Source organism: Subtercola vilae, from assembly GCF_004923255.1.
Lineage (GTDB): Bacteria > Actinomycetota > Actinomycetes > Actinomycetales > Microbacteriaceae > Subtercola > Subtercola vilae.
The window spans coordinates 25048-41969 of sequence record NZ_QYRT01000024.1; the positions used below are offsets into that span (position 1 = coordinate 25048).

Annotated in this window: 19 protein-coding genes; 14 read left to right on the plus strand and 5 right to left on the minus strand. The window is 66.1% G+C overall.

The features are described 5' to 3' along the window. Positions 1 to 68 precede the first annotated feature (68 nt). Positions 69 to 1040 carry a methylenetetrahydrofolate reductase gene (locus tag D4765_RS12370; RefSeq protein ID WP_237280404.1) on the plus strand — a complete coding sequence of 324 codons (972 nt, stop codon included), beginning with the start codon at positions 69 to 71 and terminating at the stop codon, positions 1038 to 1040. Further along, complete coding sequence (gene metE / locus D4765_RS12375; RefSeq protein ID WP_136642614.1) at positions 1037 to 3382, plus strand: 5-methyltetrahydropteroyltriglutamate--homocysteine S-methyltransferase; 2346 nt, start codon at positions 1037 to 1039, stop codon at positions 3380 to 3382. The genes D4765_RS12370 and metE overlap by 4 nt, the downstream gene beginning before the upstream one ends. Positions 3383 to 3460: 78 nt before the next feature. On the opposite strand, the gene lexA is transcribed toward metE, so the two are convergent. After that, positions 3461 to 4126, minus strand: coding sequence for a transcriptional repressor LexA (gene lexA, locus D4765_RS12380; RefSeq protein WP_136642615.1), 666 nt, complete (start codon positions 4124 to 4126; stop codon positions 3461 to 3463). Positions 4127 to 4385: 259 nt separating this feature from the next. Here lexA and D4765_RS12385 point away from each other — a divergent pair, with 259 nt between their 5' ends. The 6 genes from D4765_RS12385 to D4765_RS12410 all read left to right on the plus strand — a co-directional run bounded on the left by D4765_RS12385 (position 4386) and on the right by D4765_RS12410 (position 8829). Further along, the gene (locus D4765_RS12385; protein ID WP_136642616.1) at positions 4386 to 4742 is read left to right on the plus strand and encodes a LysM peptidoglycan-binding domain-containing protein; all 357 of its coding nucleotides are present in this window, start codon (positions 4386 to 4388) and stop codon (positions 4740 to 4742) included. Between the two features lie 61 nt (positions 4743 to 4803). Next, on the plus strand, positions 4804 to 5892 hold the full coding sequence (locus D4765_RS12390) for a histidinol-phosphate transaminase (protein ID WP_136642641.1): 1089 nt from the start codon (positions 4804 to 4806) through the stop codon (positions 5890 to 5892). A gap of 10 nt (positions 5893 to 5902) precedes the next feature. Next, positions 5903 to 6511, plus strand: coding sequence for an imidazoleglycerol-phosphate dehydratase HisB (gene hisB / locus D4765_RS12395; RefSeq protein ID WP_136642617.1), 609 nt, complete (start codon positions 5903 to 5905; stop codon positions 6509 to 6511). Beyond that, positions 6508 to 7140 carry an imidazole glycerol phosphate synthase subunit HisH gene (hisH, locus tag D4765_RS12400; protein WP_136642618.1) on the plus strand — a complete coding sequence of 211 codons (633 nt, stop codon included), beginning with the start codon at positions 6508 to 6510 and terminating at the stop codon, positions 7138 to 7140. The genes hisB and hisH overlap by 4 nt, the downstream gene beginning before the upstream one ends. A gap of 76 nt (positions 7141 to 7216) precedes the next feature. Further along, entirely contained in the window at positions 7217 to 7954 is a 738-nt protein-coding gene (priA, locus tag D4765_RS12405) for a bifunctional 1-(5-phosphoribosyl)-5-((5-phosphoribosylamino)methylideneamino)imidazole-4-carboxamide isomerase/phosphoribosylanthranilate isomerase PriA (RefSeq protein ID WP_136642619.1), read from the plus strand. Between the two features lie 14 nt (positions 7955 to 7968). Next, positions 7969 to 8829 (plus strand): SseB family protein, encoded by an 861-nt coding sequence (locus D4765_RS12410; protein ID WP_136642620.1) that lies wholly within the window; start codon positions 7969 to 7971, stop codon positions 8827 to 8829. A 177-nt stretch (positions 8830 to 9006) separates the two neighbouring features. Here D4765_RS12410 and D4765_RS12415 read toward each other — a convergent pair whose 3' ends face one another. From D4765_RS12415 to D4765_RS12425, 3 genes are all read right to left on the minus strand, one after another. Then, complete coding sequence (locus D4765_RS12415; RefSeq protein ID WP_136642621.1) at positions 9007 to 10473, minus strand: cryptochrome/photolyase family protein; 1467 nt, start codon at positions 10471 to 10473, stop codon at positions 9007 to 9009. 204 nt (positions 10474 to 10677) lie between these two features. Next, positions 10678 to 11514: a hypothetical protein gene (locus tag D4765_RS12420; protein WP_136642622.1), complete on the minus strand. Its 837-nt coding sequence runs from the start codon at positions 11512 to 11514 to the stop codon at positions 10678 to 10680. 86 nt (positions 11515 to 11600) lie between these two features. Then, positions 11601 to 12506, minus strand: coding sequence for a TIGR03620 family F420-dependent LLM class oxidoreductase (locus D4765_RS12425; protein WP_136642623.1), 906 nt, complete (start codon positions 12504 to 12506; stop codon positions 11601 to 11603). Positions 12507 to 12562: 56 nt separating this feature from the next. Between D4765_RS12425 and D4765_RS12430 the strand changes: the two genes are divergently transcribed. Then, a complete protein-coding gene (locus tag D4765_RS12430) occupies positions 12563 to 12910 on the plus strand; it encodes an ArsR/SmtB family transcription factor (RefSeq protein ID WP_237280405.1) in 348 nt (115 codons plus the stop codon). A gap of 66 nt (positions 12911 to 12976) precedes the next feature. On the opposite strand, the gene D4765_RS12435 is transcribed toward D4765_RS12430, so the two are convergent. Continuing rightward, on the minus strand, positions 12977 to 13327 hold the full coding sequence (locus tag D4765_RS12435; RefSeq protein WP_136642625.1) for a DUF1844 domain-containing protein: 351 nt from the start codon (positions 13325 to 13327) through the stop codon (positions 12977 to 12979). 298 nt (positions 13328 to 13625) lie between these two features. Between D4765_RS12435 and infC the strand changes: the two genes are divergently transcribed. From infC to pheS, 5 genes are all read left to right on the plus strand, one after another. Further along, a complete protein-coding gene (gene infC, locus D4765_RS12440) occupies positions 13626 to 14234 on the plus strand; it encodes a translation initiation factor IF-3 (RefSeq protein WP_201799310.1) in 609 nt (202 codons plus the stop codon). A 27-nt stretch (positions 14235 to 14261) separates the two neighbouring features. Beyond that, positions 14262 to 14456 carry a 50S ribosomal protein L35 gene (gene rpmI / locus D4765_RS12445; protein WP_136642626.1) on the plus strand — a complete coding sequence of 65 codons (195 nt, stop codon included), beginning with the start codon at positions 14262 to 14264 and terminating at the stop codon, positions 14454 to 14456. Positions 14457 to 14487: 31 nt separating this feature from the next. Beyond that, positions 14488 to 14883 (plus strand): 50S ribosomal protein L20, encoded by a 396-nt coding sequence (gene rplT / locus D4765_RS12450; RefSeq protein WP_136642627.1) that lies wholly within the window; start codon positions 14488 to 14490, stop codon positions 14881 to 14883. Between the two features lie 92 nt (positions 14884 to 14975). Next, positions 14976 to 15782 (plus strand): TrmH family RNA methyltransferase, encoded by an 807-nt coding sequence (locus D4765_RS12455; RefSeq protein ID WP_136642628.1) that lies wholly within the window; start codon positions 14976 to 14978, stop codon positions 15780 to 15782. 92 nt (positions 15783 to 15874) lie between these two features. After that, positions 15875 to 16921 (plus strand): phenylalanine--tRNA ligase subunit alpha, encoded by a 1047-nt coding sequence (pheS, locus tag D4765_RS12460; protein ID WP_237280407.1) that lies wholly within the window; start codon positions 15875 to 15877, stop codon positions 16919 to 16921. The last annotated feature ends 1 nt before the right edge of the window (position 16922 follow it).

The following is a 16922-nucleotide window of genomic DNA, read 5'->3' on the forward strand; positions in this document are numbered from 1 at the left end:
AGCCCGGCACCCGCCCGCGATACGCCCTTCATGCTGAGCCTCTCAGCCTGCCTGCCGTATTTGCCCGTGTGATCGAAGGCCCTGTTGTGATTCCGTTCTCGTTCGAGGTGTACCCGCCCCGCTCGGCTGCTGCCGCCGCGGAACTGCCGGCGACCATCGACGCGCTGGCAGCGGCCGGGCCCGAATTCATCTCGGTGACATTCGGAGCGGGCGGGTCGTCGCGCGATTCGTCGCTCGAGGCGCTGCGTTATGTTCGTGAGAACACCGCGGTGAAGCCCATGGCGCATCTCACCTGCGTAGGGTCGTCGCACGCCGAAGCTGGGCTTCTGATCCGCCGATTTCTCGATGCGGGCATCACCAGTTTTCTCGCTCTGCGCGGTGACCTCCCGCACGATGTCGACGGCGCCGCCGCCCCGCTGGGTGACCTCGGCAGTGCCGGTGAGCTGGTGCAGCTCATTCACCGGGTGCAGGCCGAACGCGTGCCGTACACCGAAGTGCAGCTCCCCGGGCTTCCGCACGCGGCGCAGGTCGACCGGCACCGAGCCAAGGTCACCGTCGCCGTCGCCGCGTTTCCGAACGGCCACCCGCGGTCGAGGTTCGATGGGCAAGATGTGGATGCCCTGCTGGCCAAACAGGCAGCGGGTGCCACGCTCGCCATTACGCAGCTCTTCTTCGAGGCAGAGCACTACCTCGCGTTCGTCGACCGGGCGCGTGCCGCTGGCGTGACGATTCCGATTCTGCCTGGGGTCATGCCGGTCACGAGTGCTTCGCGGCTGCGACGGATCGCCGAGCTGGCCGAGTTGACTCCGCCGCCTCGGCTGCTCGCTGCCCTCGAGGCAGCAGGCACCGACGAGCAGCGGTTTGCGGTCGGGGTCGAGAACGCGGTTGCGCTGGCGTCGGCTGTGACGGCGGGCGGGGCCCCGGGCATCCACTTGTACACATTCAATCGACACGAAGCAGTTCTCACAGTTCTGGCAGAACTCGGCCTGGTGCCGGCGTCGGCCCCGAAGTATGGAACACGAAACAAGGAGTCAGCATGACCACACCGCCCCGTCGCCCGGCCTTCCCCTCCGGCACCATTCTCGGCTACCCACGCATCGGGCCCAACCGTGAGCTGAAGAAGGCCGTCGAGGCATTCTGGGGCGGGCGCAGCAGCGTCGAAGAACTCGAGCAGGTCGCGCGGGGCCTCCGCCGGCAGACGCGCGAACGGCTCGTAGGCCTCGGCCTCGGGCGTACCGACTCGTCGATACCCGAGAGCTTCTCGTACTACGACCACGTGCTCGACGCTGCCGTTGCCTTCGGCGCGGTGCCCGCGCGTTTTACCGGCCTGGTGAACGCCCAAGGCAGGGTCGACCTCGGCGGCTATTTCACGATCGCGCGCGGTGAGGGCGACAGCCTGCCGCTCGAGATGACGAAGTGGTTCGACTCGAACTACCACTACCTCGTGCCCGAGATCGGGCCGGAGACGGTGTTCTCGTTGGCGAGCGATGCGCTCGTGCAGCAGTTCTCAGAGGGCCTGCAGCAGGGGTTCCTGACGCGCCCCGTGATCGTCGGGCCGGTGACCTTCCTGGCGCTCAGCAAGCCGAGCGACGAGGCGCCAGAGGGGTTCGTGCCGCTCAGCAGACTCGACGACCTCCTGCCGGTCTACGCCGAGCTGCTGCGGCGCCTGGCCGAGGCCGGCGCCGAGTGGGTGCAGCTCGACGAGCCCGCCCTCGTCAGCGAGAGCCTCGACGTGTCGAGCGCTGACACGAGTGCCGCTGCGGCCCGGGCCTACGAGTATCTGGGTGCTCCGGATGCCCGGCCGGCCATCTTCGTCGCCGCGCCGTACAACAGCCTCGGCGACGCGCTGACGGTGCTCGCGGCCACGCCCATCGAAGCGATCGGTCTCGACCTCGTTCGCGGAACTGTGCCCGCCGCCGGTGCCGCGGGTCTTGATCCCCTGGCGTCGAAGACACTGGTGGGTGGGGTCATCGACGGCCATAATGTGTGGCGCGGCGACCTCGCTGAGGCGTGGCAGAAGCTCGAAGCGTTGCGTGCGCTCTCGCCGTCGGTCTCGGTTTCGACCTCCACGTCACTGCTGCACCTGCCGCACACGGTCGAGCCCGAGCAGTTGCTCGGGGATCAGTTGAAGTCGTGGCTGGCGTTCGCTGACCAGAAGGTCGAGCAGGTCGCCACGCTGGCAGAGGGGCTCGAGAAGGGGGTGGCGGGCATCCGGTCGGTGCTCGAGGCCTCGACCGCTGCTCTGGCGGCTCGCCTTGCCGCGCCCGGCGTGAGTGACGGTGCCGTTCGTGCTCGCGAGGCTGCGCTGACAGCGGCCGACTTCGCGCGTGAAGATTACGCGGTGCGCGCCAAAGCCCAAGAACAAGCACTGAACCTGCCGTTTCTCCCGACGACAACCATCGGGTCGTTTCCGCAGACGGGCGACATCCGTCGTGCGCGGGCGCAGTTGGTGGCGGGTGTGCTCTCTGACGACGAGTACCAAGCGGTGATGCGAGCCGAGATCGCCCGCGTGGTCGAACTGCAAGAGGAGATCGGTCTCGACGTCATCGTGCACGGTGAGCCCGAGCGCAATGACATGGTGCAGTACTTCGCCGAGAACCTCGACGGTTTTGCTGTCACCCAGAACGGTTGGGTGCAGTCGTATGGCACCCGCTGTACGCGCCCGTCGCTGCTGTGGGGCGATGTCTCACGCCCGAAGCCCATCACGGTCGACTGGTCGGTCTTCACGCAGACGCTCACCGAGAAGCCCGTGAAGGGAATGCTCACCGGGCCCGTCACGATTCTTGCCTGGTCATTCGTTCGCGACGACCAGCCACTCGGCGAGACTGCTCGTCAGGTGGCCCTGGCGCTGCGCGACGAGATCACTGACCTGCAGTCTGCGGGCATCACGGTGGTGCAGGTCGACGAGCCAGCCCTCCGCGAGCTGCTGCCGCTGAAGAAGGCCGACCAGGCCGCGTACCTCGACTGGTCGGTGGGATCGTTCCGGCTCGCCACGAGTGGGGTCGAGGCGAGCACCCAGATTCACACGCACCTCTGCTACTCCGAGTTCGGTGTTGTCATCGATGCGATAGACCAGCTCGATGCAGACGTGACGAGCATCGAGGCGGCGCGCAGCCGCATGGAGGTCGTCACCGACATCAAGAGCAGCGGGTTCGCGCGGGGCATCGGGCCGGGCGTCTATGACATCCACTCGCCTCGCGTTCCGAGCGTGGGCGAGGTCACCGAGCTGATCGAGACGGCCCTGGCGTCGATTCCCGATCGGCAGGTCTGGGTGAACCCCGACTGCGGTCTCAAGACGCGCGGGTACGACGAGACTGTCGCGTCGCTGACGAACATGCTCGAGGCGACGCGTGCGGTGCGCGCGAAGGTGCTCACGCACTAGGTCGCGCGAGCCGACTTCTGCAGACGAAAAGAGCGAAGGCCCCGCTGAGCGCCTTCGCTCTTTTTTTGTGCTGCGGTGTCAGACGGAGCGGAGCACCGCCACGACTTTGCCGAGCACCGTGGCATAGTCGCCGAGGATGGGCTCGAAGTTCGAGTTGCGCGGCAGTAGCCAGGTGTGACCGTCACGCTGGCGGAAGACCTTGACCGTGGCCTCGTCGTCGAGCATGGCAGCGACGATGTCACCGTTCTCGGCCGTCTTCTGGGTACGCACGACCACCCAGTCGCCGTCGCAGATGGCGGCGTCGATCATCGATTCGCCCACCACCTTGAGCATGAAGAGCTCACCCTTGCCCACGAGCTGCCGGGGCAGCGGGTAGACCTCTTCGACCTGCTGCTCGGCCGTGATGGGAACACCGGCCGCGATGCGGCCGACCATCGGCACCAGAGCGACATCGCCGTGGGGGGTGGGGGAGTCGGTGCTCACGCTGTCGCTCTTCGGAATGTCGATGAGCACTTCGAGCGCACGAGGGCGATTGGGATCGCGGCGCAGGTAACCGCTCAGCTCGAGCTGGTTCAGCTGGTGGGTCACGCTCGAGAGAGAGGCCAGCCCGACGGCATCGCCGATCTCTCGCATGCTCGGCGGATAGCCCTGTTGGTTCACCGCATCGGAGATCATCTCGAGGATGGCCAGCTGCTTCTCGCTCAGCGACTTTCGTCGCCGGGTGCCGCCGCGTTCACTGGTCATCTGCTTCTCACTTCTCGATGACGACCCAATGTCAGTGGCTCACGCTTTACTTTCATCAGTCGCCGATTCGGTTTCAATCTCGACAATCGAAACTGTATCGAAGACTGACCCTGCAACAAACACATGTTCGAGTGTGTCGCGATAAAAAGTCCATATTCGAACTTGTTTATTCGAACAATCGAATATATATTCGGAACATAGCTTCGTACTCGGCTCTCCCGGCCGAGAGTCGGGTACGAAATCTCCACAGGAGGCAACCATGACCGCACTGGCACCAAACGCACCCGTCACACCGACCATCCGCCTGCGCCTCACGCGTCGCGGGCGTCGCGTGGTCGGGTTCCTCGCCGCCGTCCCGCTCGTCGCGGGGCTTGCCGCTTTCGCTGTTTTCGGTGCCTCGTCAGCCATAGCCACTGCCGATGCCGGCTCGGCCGACTTCTCCTACATCACGGTGCAGTCGGGCCAGAGCCTCTGGTCCATCGCCCAGAGCATCGATCCGAAGGCCGACCCGCGTGATGTGATCGCCGACATCGTGAACCTCAACCAGCTGCACTCGTCGAGCGTTCAGCCCGGCCAGCGTCTCGCGCTCCCGGCCGAGTACAGCACCGCGAAGTAGGCGTTCCAGCCGCAGTGCCGTGCTCGCAGTGCTCCACTTCGGGCACCCCACCCCCAGTAACATGGGGCGAGTGAGTTCACTAGCCGACCTACCTATTCGTGATGACCTCCGTGGGCTGAAGCCGTACGGCGCCCCCGAGCTCAAAGTGGCCGTGGCGCTCAACGTCAACGAGAACACGCACCCCATCCCCGAGAACGTCGCTCGTTCGATCATCGAGGCTGTTGCGCACGAGCTGCTGACAGTGAATCGGTATCCCGACCGCGAGTTCCTGGCGCTGCGCGACAGCCTCGCGAACTACCTCGGTCACGGGCTCACCCGCGACAATGTGTGGGCCGCCAACGGTTCGAACGAGGTACTCCAGCAGATCCTGCAGGCCTTCGGCGGGCCTGGCCGCTCGGTACTCGGGTTTCCTCCCACGTATTCGATGCACTCGATCATCGCCGCCGGAACGGGTACCGAGTGGCTCGCCGGCGAACGGGATGCCGACTACGTGATCAGCCCCGCGACGGCTGTCGACTGGGTGAAGCGCACCGAGCCCGATCTCGTCTTCCTCTGTGCTCCCAACAACCCAACGGGCACAGCGCTTTCGCTCGAGACCATCGAGGCCGTCTACGACGCAACCGGCGGCATTGTCGTCGTTGACGAGGCCTACGCCGAGTTCGGGGTCGAGGGCGAAGAAACTGCGCTGTCGCTGCTTCCCGGGCGCGAGCGACTGATCGTCACCCGCACGATGAGCAAAGCCTTTGCCTTCGCCGGTGCTCGCCTGGGTTACCTTGCGGCCGACCCGGCCATCAGCGACGCACTCAGGCTTGTTCGCCTGCCGTATCACCTCTCGTCGTTGACGCAGGCGGCTGCGGTCGCCGCACTTGCGCACACCCCCGAGATGCTCGCAATGGTCGACGACATCAAGTCCCAGCGCGACCGTATCGAGGTGACTCTTCGCGAGCTCGGTTACACCCCATACCCGAGTGCGTCGAACTTCATCCTGTTCGGCAACGTGCCTGATTCGCACCGGTTGTTCGAGCAGCTGCTCGAACGCGACATCATCATTCGCGACCTCGGAATTGCGCACCACCTGCGCGTCAGCGCGGGCACGCGTGCGGAGACCACCACGTTCCTCGAGGCGATGCGTGAGCTGACGGCCCGATAGACTTTTCGTCATGTCGACCGAACCCCGCACCGCCCGTCTGCAGCGCGAAACCAGCGAATCGAGCATCGAGCTCTCGCTGAACCTCGACGGCACGGGCGAGTCGCACATCGACTCGAGCGTTCCGTTCTTCAACCACATGCTGACGGCGTTCGCGAAGCACTCGCTGACCGATCTCACCGTCAAGGCGAGCGGTGACACCGACATCGACGTGCACCACACGGTCGAAGACATCGGCATCGTGCTGGGCCGGGCCATTCGCCAGGCCCTGGGCGACAAGAGCGGTATCTCCCGGTTCGGCGATGCACTCGTGCCGCTTGACGAAGCCCTCGTTCAGGCAGTCGTAGACATCTCGGGTCGCCCCTTCCTCGTGCACACCGGTGAGCCTGCCGGGTTCGAATACCACCTCATCGGCGGCCACTTCACCGGCTCCATGATTCGTCACGTGTTCGAGGCCATCACCTTTCACGCCGGGCTCACAGTTCACATCACGGTGCTCGGCGGCAGAGATCCCCACCACATCGCCGAAGCCGAGTTCAAGGCCTTCGCGCGCGCGTTCCGGTTTGCGAAGCAGCGCGATTCACAGGTGGCGGGCATCCCGTCGACTAAAGGCGCACTGTGAGTTCGCCTCGGGTGGTTGTGCTCGACTACGGCAGCGGCAACGTGCACTCGGCCGTGAAAGCGCTCGAAAAAGTGGGCGCTACGGTCGAACTCACGGCTGATCGCCGTGCGGTCGCCGAGGCCGACGGGCTCTTCGTGCCCGGCGTCGGTGCGTTCGACGCGGTCATGCGTGCGCTCGAAACCGTACGTGGAGGCGACCTCATCGACAAGCGCCTCGCGGGCGGTCGGGCCGTACTCGGGGTCTGCGTTGGTATGCAGGTGCTCTTCGGCCGCGGCGTCGAGCGTGGCGTCGACACCGAAGGCCTCGGCGAGTGGCCCGGAACGGTCGACGAGCTGAGGGCCGACGTACTGCCCCACATGGGCTGGAACACCCTCACCCCTCCCAACGAGTCGAGGCTGTTCGCCGGCATCGCCGACGAGCGCTTCTACTTCGTACACTCCAACGCGGCGCAGACCTGGGAGCTCGAGGTGCAACACCCGTTGCCCGCCCCACTGGTCACCTGGGCCGACCACGGCGGCGGGTTCATAGCCGCCGTCGAGAATGGTCCTCTGGCCGCAACCCAGTTCCATCCCGAGAAGTCCGGCGATGCCGGCCTTCAGCTGCTGTCGAACTGGCTGCGCACGCTGTAAGGGCAGCGCACTCGCTCTCGACCGCACGACACCGCCCCGCTCTGCGGCTCACGACCCGAAGGATCACCGACCTCCCATGACCGACAGCCCCGCCCTCGTTCTGCTGCCCGCCGTCGATATCGCCGACGGCCAGGCCGTGCGCCTCACCCAGGGCCAGGCCGGTACCGAGACCAACCACGGTGACCCGGCCGACGCCGCCGCCGATTGGGTGGCTCAAGGCGCCGAGTGGATTCACCTCGTCGACCTCGACGCGGCCTTCGGTCGTGGCAACAATGTCGACGTCATTCGCCGGGTCATCGCTCAGGCCGAGGGCATCAAGATCGAACTCTCGGGCGGAATCCGCGACGACGCCTCGCTCGAACATGCCCTCGAGAGCGGCGCCACGCGCATCAACCTCGGCACCGCGGCACTCGAGAACCCCGAGTGGGCGGCGACGGCCATCGCGAAGTACGGCGAGGCCATCGCTGTCGGCCTCGACGTGCGCGGCACAACTCTTGCAGCACGCGGCTGGACCGAAGACGGCGGCGACCTCTGGGAGGTGCTCGCCCGCCTCGAAGATGCCGGTTGCGCCCGCTACGTTGTGACCGACGTCACCAAAGACGGCACGCTCAAGGGCCCCAACGTCGACCTGCTGAAGCAGGTCATGCAGCGCACCGACAAGCCGGTCATCGCGTCGGGCGGTATTTCCAGCCTCGATGACCTCATTGAACTGCGATCCCTTGTCGGCGACGGCCTCGAAGGCGCAATCGTCGGCCGCGCTTTGTACGCCGGCGCGTTCACGCTGGTCGAAGCGCTCGCTGTCGCCTCGAACTGAGTCGGGCCGGGGTCGTGGCACACGGGCATCCGGAGTCGTCGCAGGGCGACTCGACGCGCGATCCGTCGGCCTCACCGCCCACTGACGCGACGAACAGGTCGTCGACCGACCCCGCGGCGGCCTTCGCCGGTGACTCGGCCGGCCAGCCGTGGGCCGGGCGGCACTTCGACACCAATTCGTTCGCGGGCGATGACGGGCGGGCGCCCGAGCAGCTCATCGAGGCGCTGACCCTCTTTCGTGCGGGCGAAGCATCGCAGGCCGACGTGCTCGATGCGGTTCGGGATGCGCGGCTGCTTGTTCCACTGGTGGCTCACGCCGGCGAGACCGACACCGACTCGCACGGCCGCACGATCGACAAGACGCAAGAGCTCTCGATCGTCACGGTGCGGGCCCCCGACGGGCGCACCGCGCTGCCCGCCTTCACCTCGACCGCGGCCATGGCGGCGTGGAACCCGAAGGCCCGCCCCATCCCCACCGCCGCCCGCCGCGTCGCACTCGCGGCCGCCGGCGAGAGCACCGACCTGATGATTCTCGACCCCACGTCGGCCACAGAGTTCGCCGTTCGACGCCCCGCGCTCTGGGCGCTGGCGCAGGGCACCGAATGGCATGTTCCGTTTGACGATCCGGCGGTTGTCGCCGAGTTCGCCGCCTCGGTGGCGGGGGAGTCCGCGGTCGCCTCGCTGGCCCTCCGCGCCGGCGACCCCGACGCCCGCCTCGCCGCACCCGAGGTCGTCGTCGAGCTGTCGCTCGTTCCCGGGCTCGACCGCCCCGCCCTCGACGCCCTCCTCGCGCGGCTCAACTCCCGCTGGTCGGCCTCCTCGCTCATCGGGGCCCGCGTCGACTCGCTCGCCATCAAGCTTCTCGCCGCGGGCTGACCCGCCCTGGGCATCCGGCCGCCCGTCTGCCCCCCGCCCCCACGCCTCTCGATCGAACGTGGAGCAGTTTTCCGCCCTGTCAGGCCGCTTGTGGGGCGGAAAACGACTCCACAAGGGGACGGGAGGGGTGGGATGGGTAGGGGGTGGGGTCGGTTCAGCCGCGGCGATCCACCCGCCTCAGAGGCCCTCGCGCTCGCGCTCCTGCGCCACCACGGCGGCGCGATCTGACAGCCTCCGCAGCCCGGCGAGCGGCTGCGCCATGCGAAAGTTGGTGCGCAGAACCGGTTCGGTACGGTCGAGAAACGCCCAGTAGCCGGCGGTGAACGGGCAGGCATCCGGCCCCAGGCGCACCTTGGGGTTGTACCGGCACGGCCCGCAGTAGTCGCTCATCTTCGAGATGTACGCGCCGCCGGAGGCGTACGGCTTCGTCGCCACGATGCCCCCGTCGGCGTGCTGCGACATGCCGATCACGTTCGCCGGCATGACCCACGGAGTGCCGTCGACGAACATGTTGACGAACCAGTCGTTGAGCTGTTTCGGGTCGTACCCGCGCTGCAGTGCCCAGTTTCCGATCACCATCAGGCGCTGGATGTGGTGGGCCCAGCCGTGCTGCCGCAGCCCGTCGATGCTGTGGCTGAGACAGTTCGCCGTGATCGCCTCAGCGTCGAGCGCCGTGAATTCGGGCGGAAGCGGCGTCGTAGCGGCGAGGGCGTTGTGCGAAGTGGAATACGCTTCACCCAAATACCAGTACAGATGCCACATATAGTCGCGCCACCCCGCAATCTGGCGCACGAACCCTTCGACGCTCGAGAGTGGTGCGCGCCCCGCCCGGTACTCGGCTTCGACGGTGTCGACCACCTCGCGCGGGTCGAGCAGCCCGAGGTTCAGCGGCGCGCTGAGCAGAGAGTGCGCCATGCTCCAGTCTCCGGTGAGCGTGGCGTCTTCGAACGGCCCGAAATCGTTGAGGCGCGATTCGACGAAATCGGCCAGCGCGGCCCGCGCTTCGGTCTCGGTGGCCGCGAACCGGCGCGGCCCGTCGGAGCCCACGAAGGTCGCGGTTCCCTCCGCCTGCCAGCGGTCGAGATCGTCGCGCACACCCGCATCGATGTCGTCTTCGACGGGCCACCACGGCTCGGGCAGCCCAAGTGTGACGGCATTCTTCGGCGGTGCCTGGCGGTTGTCGTGGTCGTAGTTCCACTGCCCACCTGCCGGCGCATCGCCTTCCATCAGGATGCCCGTTCGCCCCCGCACCCACCGATAGAAGTCTTCCAACAGCAGTCGCCCCTTGCCCCGGCTCGCCGCCCACTCGGCGAAGTCGGTCTCGCTCGTCACGAACCCGCGGCTCGGCAGCACCTCGGCCCCGAGCCGCCGCACGTACCGGCGCGCGCTGTACGACGTCGGATCCACCACCTGCAGATCACGCCGCCCCTCGACCACCTCGCCGTACGTCTGAACCTGGTGAAACTCCACCCGGTCGCCGAGCTCCTGCGCCCGGTGTCGCAGCGCCGAGAGCAGCAGATGCGCCTTCGCCCGGTGCATCGGTGCCCGCTCGAACACCGACCGCGCCTCGATGAGGAGCACCGGACCGCCGTCGTCGAACTGCGAACCGAGCTGGCCCGCGAACATCCATCGCACTCGCTGCACTGCGCCTCCTGTGTTCGCCGCGATCAGCGTGCCGCAGTTCACCCAGTATGAGGTGGGCGGCTGACACGACACGGCTTGGCACCAAGGGCTACTGCTGCGGCCGAATCTGTAGCAGACTTCGCCCGCTCAGCTTTGGCGCCCTCAGCCGCTCGACCGGTGACTCGATCGCCCCGCCGCCGTGCCGCTGCAGACTGCCGCCCACCTTCAATCGCAGTAGCTCTGCTGGTCCCATGTTCCGGTCGAGACCTGAAGGTCGATGACGATGCTGTGGTCGACGACGAACGACAACCACACGTTGTCGCCGTTGGTCATCTCGTAGACCATGCCCTCGTATTTCGTGGGGTGCCCGGTGATGCCCGGGTACGCCGCCAGAACGTCGGCCTCGGTCGATCCCGTACTGATGCCCTTCGCGGTGTGCGGAGAGATCTGCCGGCTCTCGGGCTGGCCGCCGCCCCCTGCGAACAGAATCGAGACTGGTTGATCATCGGTCTCGCCGGGGCCGCGCGCACCGATTGCGACTCGAACATTGCCGTTGGCGGTCGCCTCAAAGACGTGCGCGTTGCAGCCTTGGTAAGCCTCTTCCGGCAGCGAGGCCAGGCTTGCGCGGGCCTCGCCGACCGTATCGGTGATGCGGGCCGGGCCGATGCCCGTGTAGTCGACCAGCCAGGTGCCGGGCTTCGTCAGGTCGATGGCCTCGGTCGCAGCGGTGATCGTCGGTGACGGGATGCCCGTTCCTGACGGCGTCGCCCCCGGGCCCAGAGCGTCGGCGGTCGGCGCAGGGCTGCTCGCAGCAGACGTGGGCGCTGAAACCGCCGTTGTGGGCCCAGCCGTCGGAACCGTCGAGCCGAACCCTGCGCATCCGGACACCCCCAGCAGCACGCCGGCGGTGACCGCCGCGCCGATGAGACGACGCAACGCCCCGCCGTGGGCGGTGGCACGGGCCCCGGTTCGCACGTTTCGTGCAGCGGCAGCAGCCCTGCCACTCGCAGCCCTGCCAACCGCCGAAGAACGTGCCTCCGCCGCACCCGTCGTCGTGATCATCTGCTGCCCCTGTCGATCGATCCGGCGTGCCCCGCGCCGCCTGCTGATCACAACGTATCCCACGCCCGCCCGGTGTGCGGTAACGATCAGGACATGAGGGCCGGGGCCAGCTCGGCCAGGGCATCCAGCCCGGCGTTCTCGGTGTAGTCGAGCGGCTGGATGCACACGTGGTCGGCCCCGGCCTCGAAGTGTTCGGCGATGCGGGCGCTGATCTGATCGACCGAACCCCACGGAATCACAGCGTCGACCAACCGGTCGCTGCCGCCGTCGCCGAGGTCGTCGTCGGTGAACCCGAGCGTGCGCAGGTTGTTCGTGTAGTTGGGAAGCTGCAGGTAGAGCTCCATGTACCGCCGGGCCGTCGCTCGGGCGCTCGAGGGCGTCGCGTCGAGAACCACCGCGACCTCCGGCGCGAGCAGGGGCGCCGACCCGAGCGTCTCGCGCGCCCGGGCGGTGTGCTCGACGGGCACGAAGTAGGGGTGCGATCCCTCTGCCCGGGCGCCGGCCAGTTCGAGCATCTTGGGGCCGAGGGCCGCGATCAACCACGGCACGGGATCGACCGCGACCGGCGCGGAGACAACGGTCTCGTGCATCCGGTCGAGGTACGAACGCATGGTCTGCAGAGGCTTGTTGTAGCGTTCGACGAATTTCGCGTGACCGATGCCGAGGCCCAGAACGAAGCGGCCGTCGTATGCCTCGGCGAGCGTGTTCGCACCCGACACGGCCGTCTCGGGCTCGCGAGCCCAGACATTCGCGATTCCGGTGGCGACGGTCAGCGTGCTGCTGGCGGCCAGGGCCAGCGAGGCGTGGGCGAACGCCTCCTTGCTCGACTCGGTGACCCACAGGGTCGAGTAGCCGAGGCGCTCGACGTGCGCCACCGCATCCCTTTCGCGTTCGGCGGTGAATGACCCGAGCACCCCGAGCCAGGCACCCACGCGGCCGAGGCGGGCCCGGGCGTTCGACAGATCGACAGAGCGTTCACTGATGTTCGTCATGTCTCGAACATAGCCTGATGTTCGATCAGCGTCGAACACGATGTCATAATTCAAGGGTGCCGAGTAGAAACGCGAACCCCATCGAGCAGCCGACTGTCGAGAACATCGACCTGTCGTCGATTCTGGTCGCCCTCAGCGAGCCGGTTCGATTGGGCATCGTCGCCGCGCTGGCATCGCACGACGGTGATGTCGCGTGCGGAACCTTCGATCTCCCCGTTGCAAAATCAACCTCGTCGCACCACTTCAAGGTTCTGCGCGAGTCGGGAGTCATGCACCAGTACGACGAGGGTACGCGCCGGTTGAACCGCCTGCGCCGCGCAGACCTCGACGCACGCTTCCCGGGGTTGCTCGACCTGATCATCGCTGAAGGGCGCCAGGTGGTCGTACCGATCATTGGTCCCTGAAGAGGGGCGCATAAGCGTATACAGGCGCGTGTATAGGTGTAGGTGTAGGCCCCGGATGCCCGGCAGTTAGTTGACCGGACCGGTCAGCTTCTCGCCCGGGCCCTGCCCGATCGCGTCGGGGAAGGGCGAGGCCTCGCGAAAGGCGAGCTGCAGCGAACGGAGGCCGTCGCGGAGGCTGCGGGCGTGCATATCGCCGATCTCCGGCGCCCCGGCGGTGACGAGGCCGGCGAGGGCGATAATCAGCTTGCGGGCCTCGTCGAGGTCGAGCTGGTGTTCGGGATCGTCGGCCAGACCGACCTTCACGGCGGCGGCACTCATGAGATGCACGGCCGTGGTGGTGATGACTTCGACGGCTTGAACATCGGCGATGTCGCGGGCCGCGTCGGTTGATTCGGTGTCGGGGTAGACGTCGCTCATGGGAATTCGTGTTCCGTTCTTTCGTATTGGCCAGAGAGTCTGTTAGACTTGTAGGCGGCTCTGAGACTGTCAGGTTTCAGAGCGAAAGTGGAGATTCTCCCACCCGCGCTTGACCACTAATAAGGTTACCGGGTTGATTGCACTCCGCCGGCTCCTCGCAAGAGGTTTCGGTAGACAGGGTGTGGTGCGTTGTGAGCAGGTTTTTTCTGCGATTGCGCGGTGAGGTTCATTTTCGCGTGCCCCGGTTTCATGCCGAGGGTGCAGCCGAACATCCCACCGCTTCATAAAGGAGTAACGCATCAGCGATCCCCGTACAAACGACCGTATACGAGTACCCGAGGTTCGCCTCGTGGGTCCGGCCGGTGAGCAGGTTGGCGTCGTCAGTATCGACGTCGCCCTCAAACTCGCGCAAGAGGCAGACCTTGACCTGGTTGAGGTGGCGCCGAACTCGAAGCCGCCCGTGGCCAAGATCATGGACTACGGAAAGTTCAAGTACGAAGCCGCCCAGAAGGCGAAAGAGGCCCGGCGCAACCAGGCCAACACGATCCTCAAAGAGGTTCGCTTTCGCCTGAAGATCGATGTGCACGACTACGAGACCAAGCGGAAGCGCGCCGAAGGCTTTCTCAAGGCCGGTGACAAGGTCAAAGCAATGATCCTGTTCCGTGGCCGCGAGCAGTCACGCCCCGACCAGGGTGTGCGCCTTCTCCAAAGATTTGCCGAAGACGTTTCGGAGTTCGGTTCTGTCGAATCGAGCCCGACCATCGACGGCCGAAACATGGTCATGGTGATTGGCCCTCTGAAGAACAAGTCAGAGGCCAAAGCCGAGGCCAACGCCCAACGCGCTGCAGCGAAGACCCGTGAGGCCCCGGCCGACACGGTGGCCGAGCCCGCAGCTGCAGCCGAATAACTTTTTCACACCAACGAGGAGACAACTATGCCCAAGCAGAAGACCCATTCCGGGGCCAAGAAGCGTTTCAAGATCACCGGAACCGGCAAGGTCATGAAGCAGCAGGCCGGCATGCGCCACAACCTGGAAGTGAAGTCGGGCCAGCGCAAGCGCCGCCTGAACACCGACCAGGTTCTTGCACCGCAAGACGCCAAGGTCATCAAGAAGCTCCTCGGCCTGTAATACCGCGACGACGATAAAGGATTAGATAGAAATGGCAAGAGTAAAGAGGGCCGTAAACGCCCACAAGAAGCGTCGCGTAATTCTCGAACGCGCCGAGGGCTACCGTGGCCAGCGTTCACGTCTGTACCGCAAGGCAAAAGAGCAGGTCACCCACTCGCTCGTCTACTCGTACCGCGACCGCCGCGCCCGCAAGGGTGACTTCCGTCGCCTGTGGATCCAGCGCATCAACGCCGCTGCCCGCCTGAACGGCCTCACGTACAACCGCCTCATCCAGGGCCTCGCCTTGGCCGGCATCGAGGTCGACCGTCGCATTCTCGCCGACCTCGCCGTCACCGAGCCCGCCACCTTCGCGGCCCTGGTTGCCAGCGCCAAGGCAGCACTGCCCGAAGACACGTCAGCCCCCAAGGTCGACGCTGCAGCACTGTAGTAAATTCTGAGCCGGTCCCCGCCCGGCTCAGGCATAAATTTCGGCAGCCAGCTTGGCCGAAAATCAACTCAATATCTGCTTGACTTGGTTACATGCTTGATAATCCGCGTTCACCGCGTGTTCGGGCCGTAGCCAAACTTGCCAAGAAGGGAGCCCGGTCTGAGACCGGGCTCTTTCTCTTGGAGGGGCCGCAGGCGGTTGCCGAGGCGCTTGCCTTCAGTCCCCAACTGGTAGTAGAGCTCTACGCCACCCCCACCGCCCTCGAGCGGTACACCGACATCGCGCAGACCGCGGTGGATGCCGGCGTCGATGTCGAATTCGTCTCTGAGCAGGTGCTCGAGGCCATGTCTGACACGGTCACGCCCCAGGGCTTCATCGCTGTCTGCCACCAGTTTCCTACCGCGATCAAAGACATCTTCGCGGCGAAACCGAAGCTCATCGCCATTCTCGAAGAGGTGCGCGACCCGGGTAACGCGGGCACCATCATCCGGGCCGCGGATGCTGCCGGTGCCGATGCCGTGATTCTCACGGGTCGTTCTGTCGATCTCTACAACCCCAAGGTCGTGCGTTCGACGACGGGTTCGCTCTTTCACCTGCCGGTCGCTGTCGAGGCGACTCTTGCCGATGTGCGCCGCCGCGCGCTCGAAGCCGGTATGCAGGTACTCGCCGCTGATATCAAGGGCGACAACCTGTTGGAGATCCGCTCAACCGGGTTGCTTGAAGCGCCGACCGCATGGTTGTTCGGCAATGAGGCGCGTGGGCTCACCGACGATGACCTCAAGTTCGCCGACCGCTCCATCTCTGTGCCCATCTACGGCAAGGCCGAGTCGATGAACCTCGCCACGGCGGCGTCGGTATGCCTCTACGAGAGCGCGTTCGCGCAGCACGAGGCGCGCTGACCGTTCTCCCCAGTGGCACGTGCTCGGCCGGCTTTCCACAGGTCGTGCCGAGCGCCTGCCGTGGCGCGGCATCGCCGCTAAACTTGTGTCTCGTGTCAGATCCCACTCCCGTAGTTCTCACCGAAGATTCCGTCAACGAGGCGGTTGCCAGCGCGCTGGCCGCCATCGACGCCGTCAGCGACACCGCCACGTTCAAGGCGGTGCGCATCGCCCACACGGGCGAAGCGTCGCCGTTGTCGCGGCTGAACGGCCAGCTCAAGAGCCTCCCGAACGACCAGAAGGCTGCCGCCGGCAAGCTCATGGGGCAGGCGCGCGGCCGGGTGAACCAGGCTCTCGCGGCGAAAGAGGCCGACGTCGTGGCGCTCGAGAGTGCAGCGCAGCTCGCGGCGGAGGCGGTCGACGTCACGGCGCTGCCGGTGCGCAAAAAGCTGGGTGCGCGTCATCCGCTGTCGCTGCTTCAAGACAAGGTGGGCGACATCTTCGTCGGCATGGGCTGGGAGGTGGCGGAGGGCCCCGAACTCGAGAACGAGTGGTTCAACTTCGATGCGCTGAACTTCGACCCCGATCATCCGGCACGCGCGATGCAAGACACATTCTTCGTCGAGCCTGTTTCATCGCACCTCTTGTTGCGCACGCACACGTCACCGGTTCAGGTGCGCTCACTGCTGACGCGCGAGCTGCCCGTCTACGTCATCGCGCCGGGCCGCACGTACCGAACCGACGAACTCGACGCGACGCACACCCCTGTCTTCAGCCAGATCGAGGGCATCGCCGTCGACAAGGGCCTCACTATGGCGCACCTGCGCGGCACGCTCGAGTTCTTCGCGCGCCAGATGTTCGGCGACGAAGCCAAGATTCGCCTGCGCCCCAACTATTTTCCGTTCACCGAACCGAGTGCCGAGATGGATGTCTGGCAGCCAGGCGCGAAGGGTGGCGCGCGGTGGGTCGAGTGGGGTGGCTGCGGCATGGTCAACCCGAACGTGCTTCGTTCTGCCGGAATCGACCCCGACGAGTACTCGGGCTTCGCTTTCGGTGTCGGTATTGAACGAACTCTGCAGTTCCGCAACAACCTGAACGACATGCGCGACATGGTCGAGGGCGACGTGCGGTTCAGCCAGCAGTTCGGAATGGTGGTCTAGG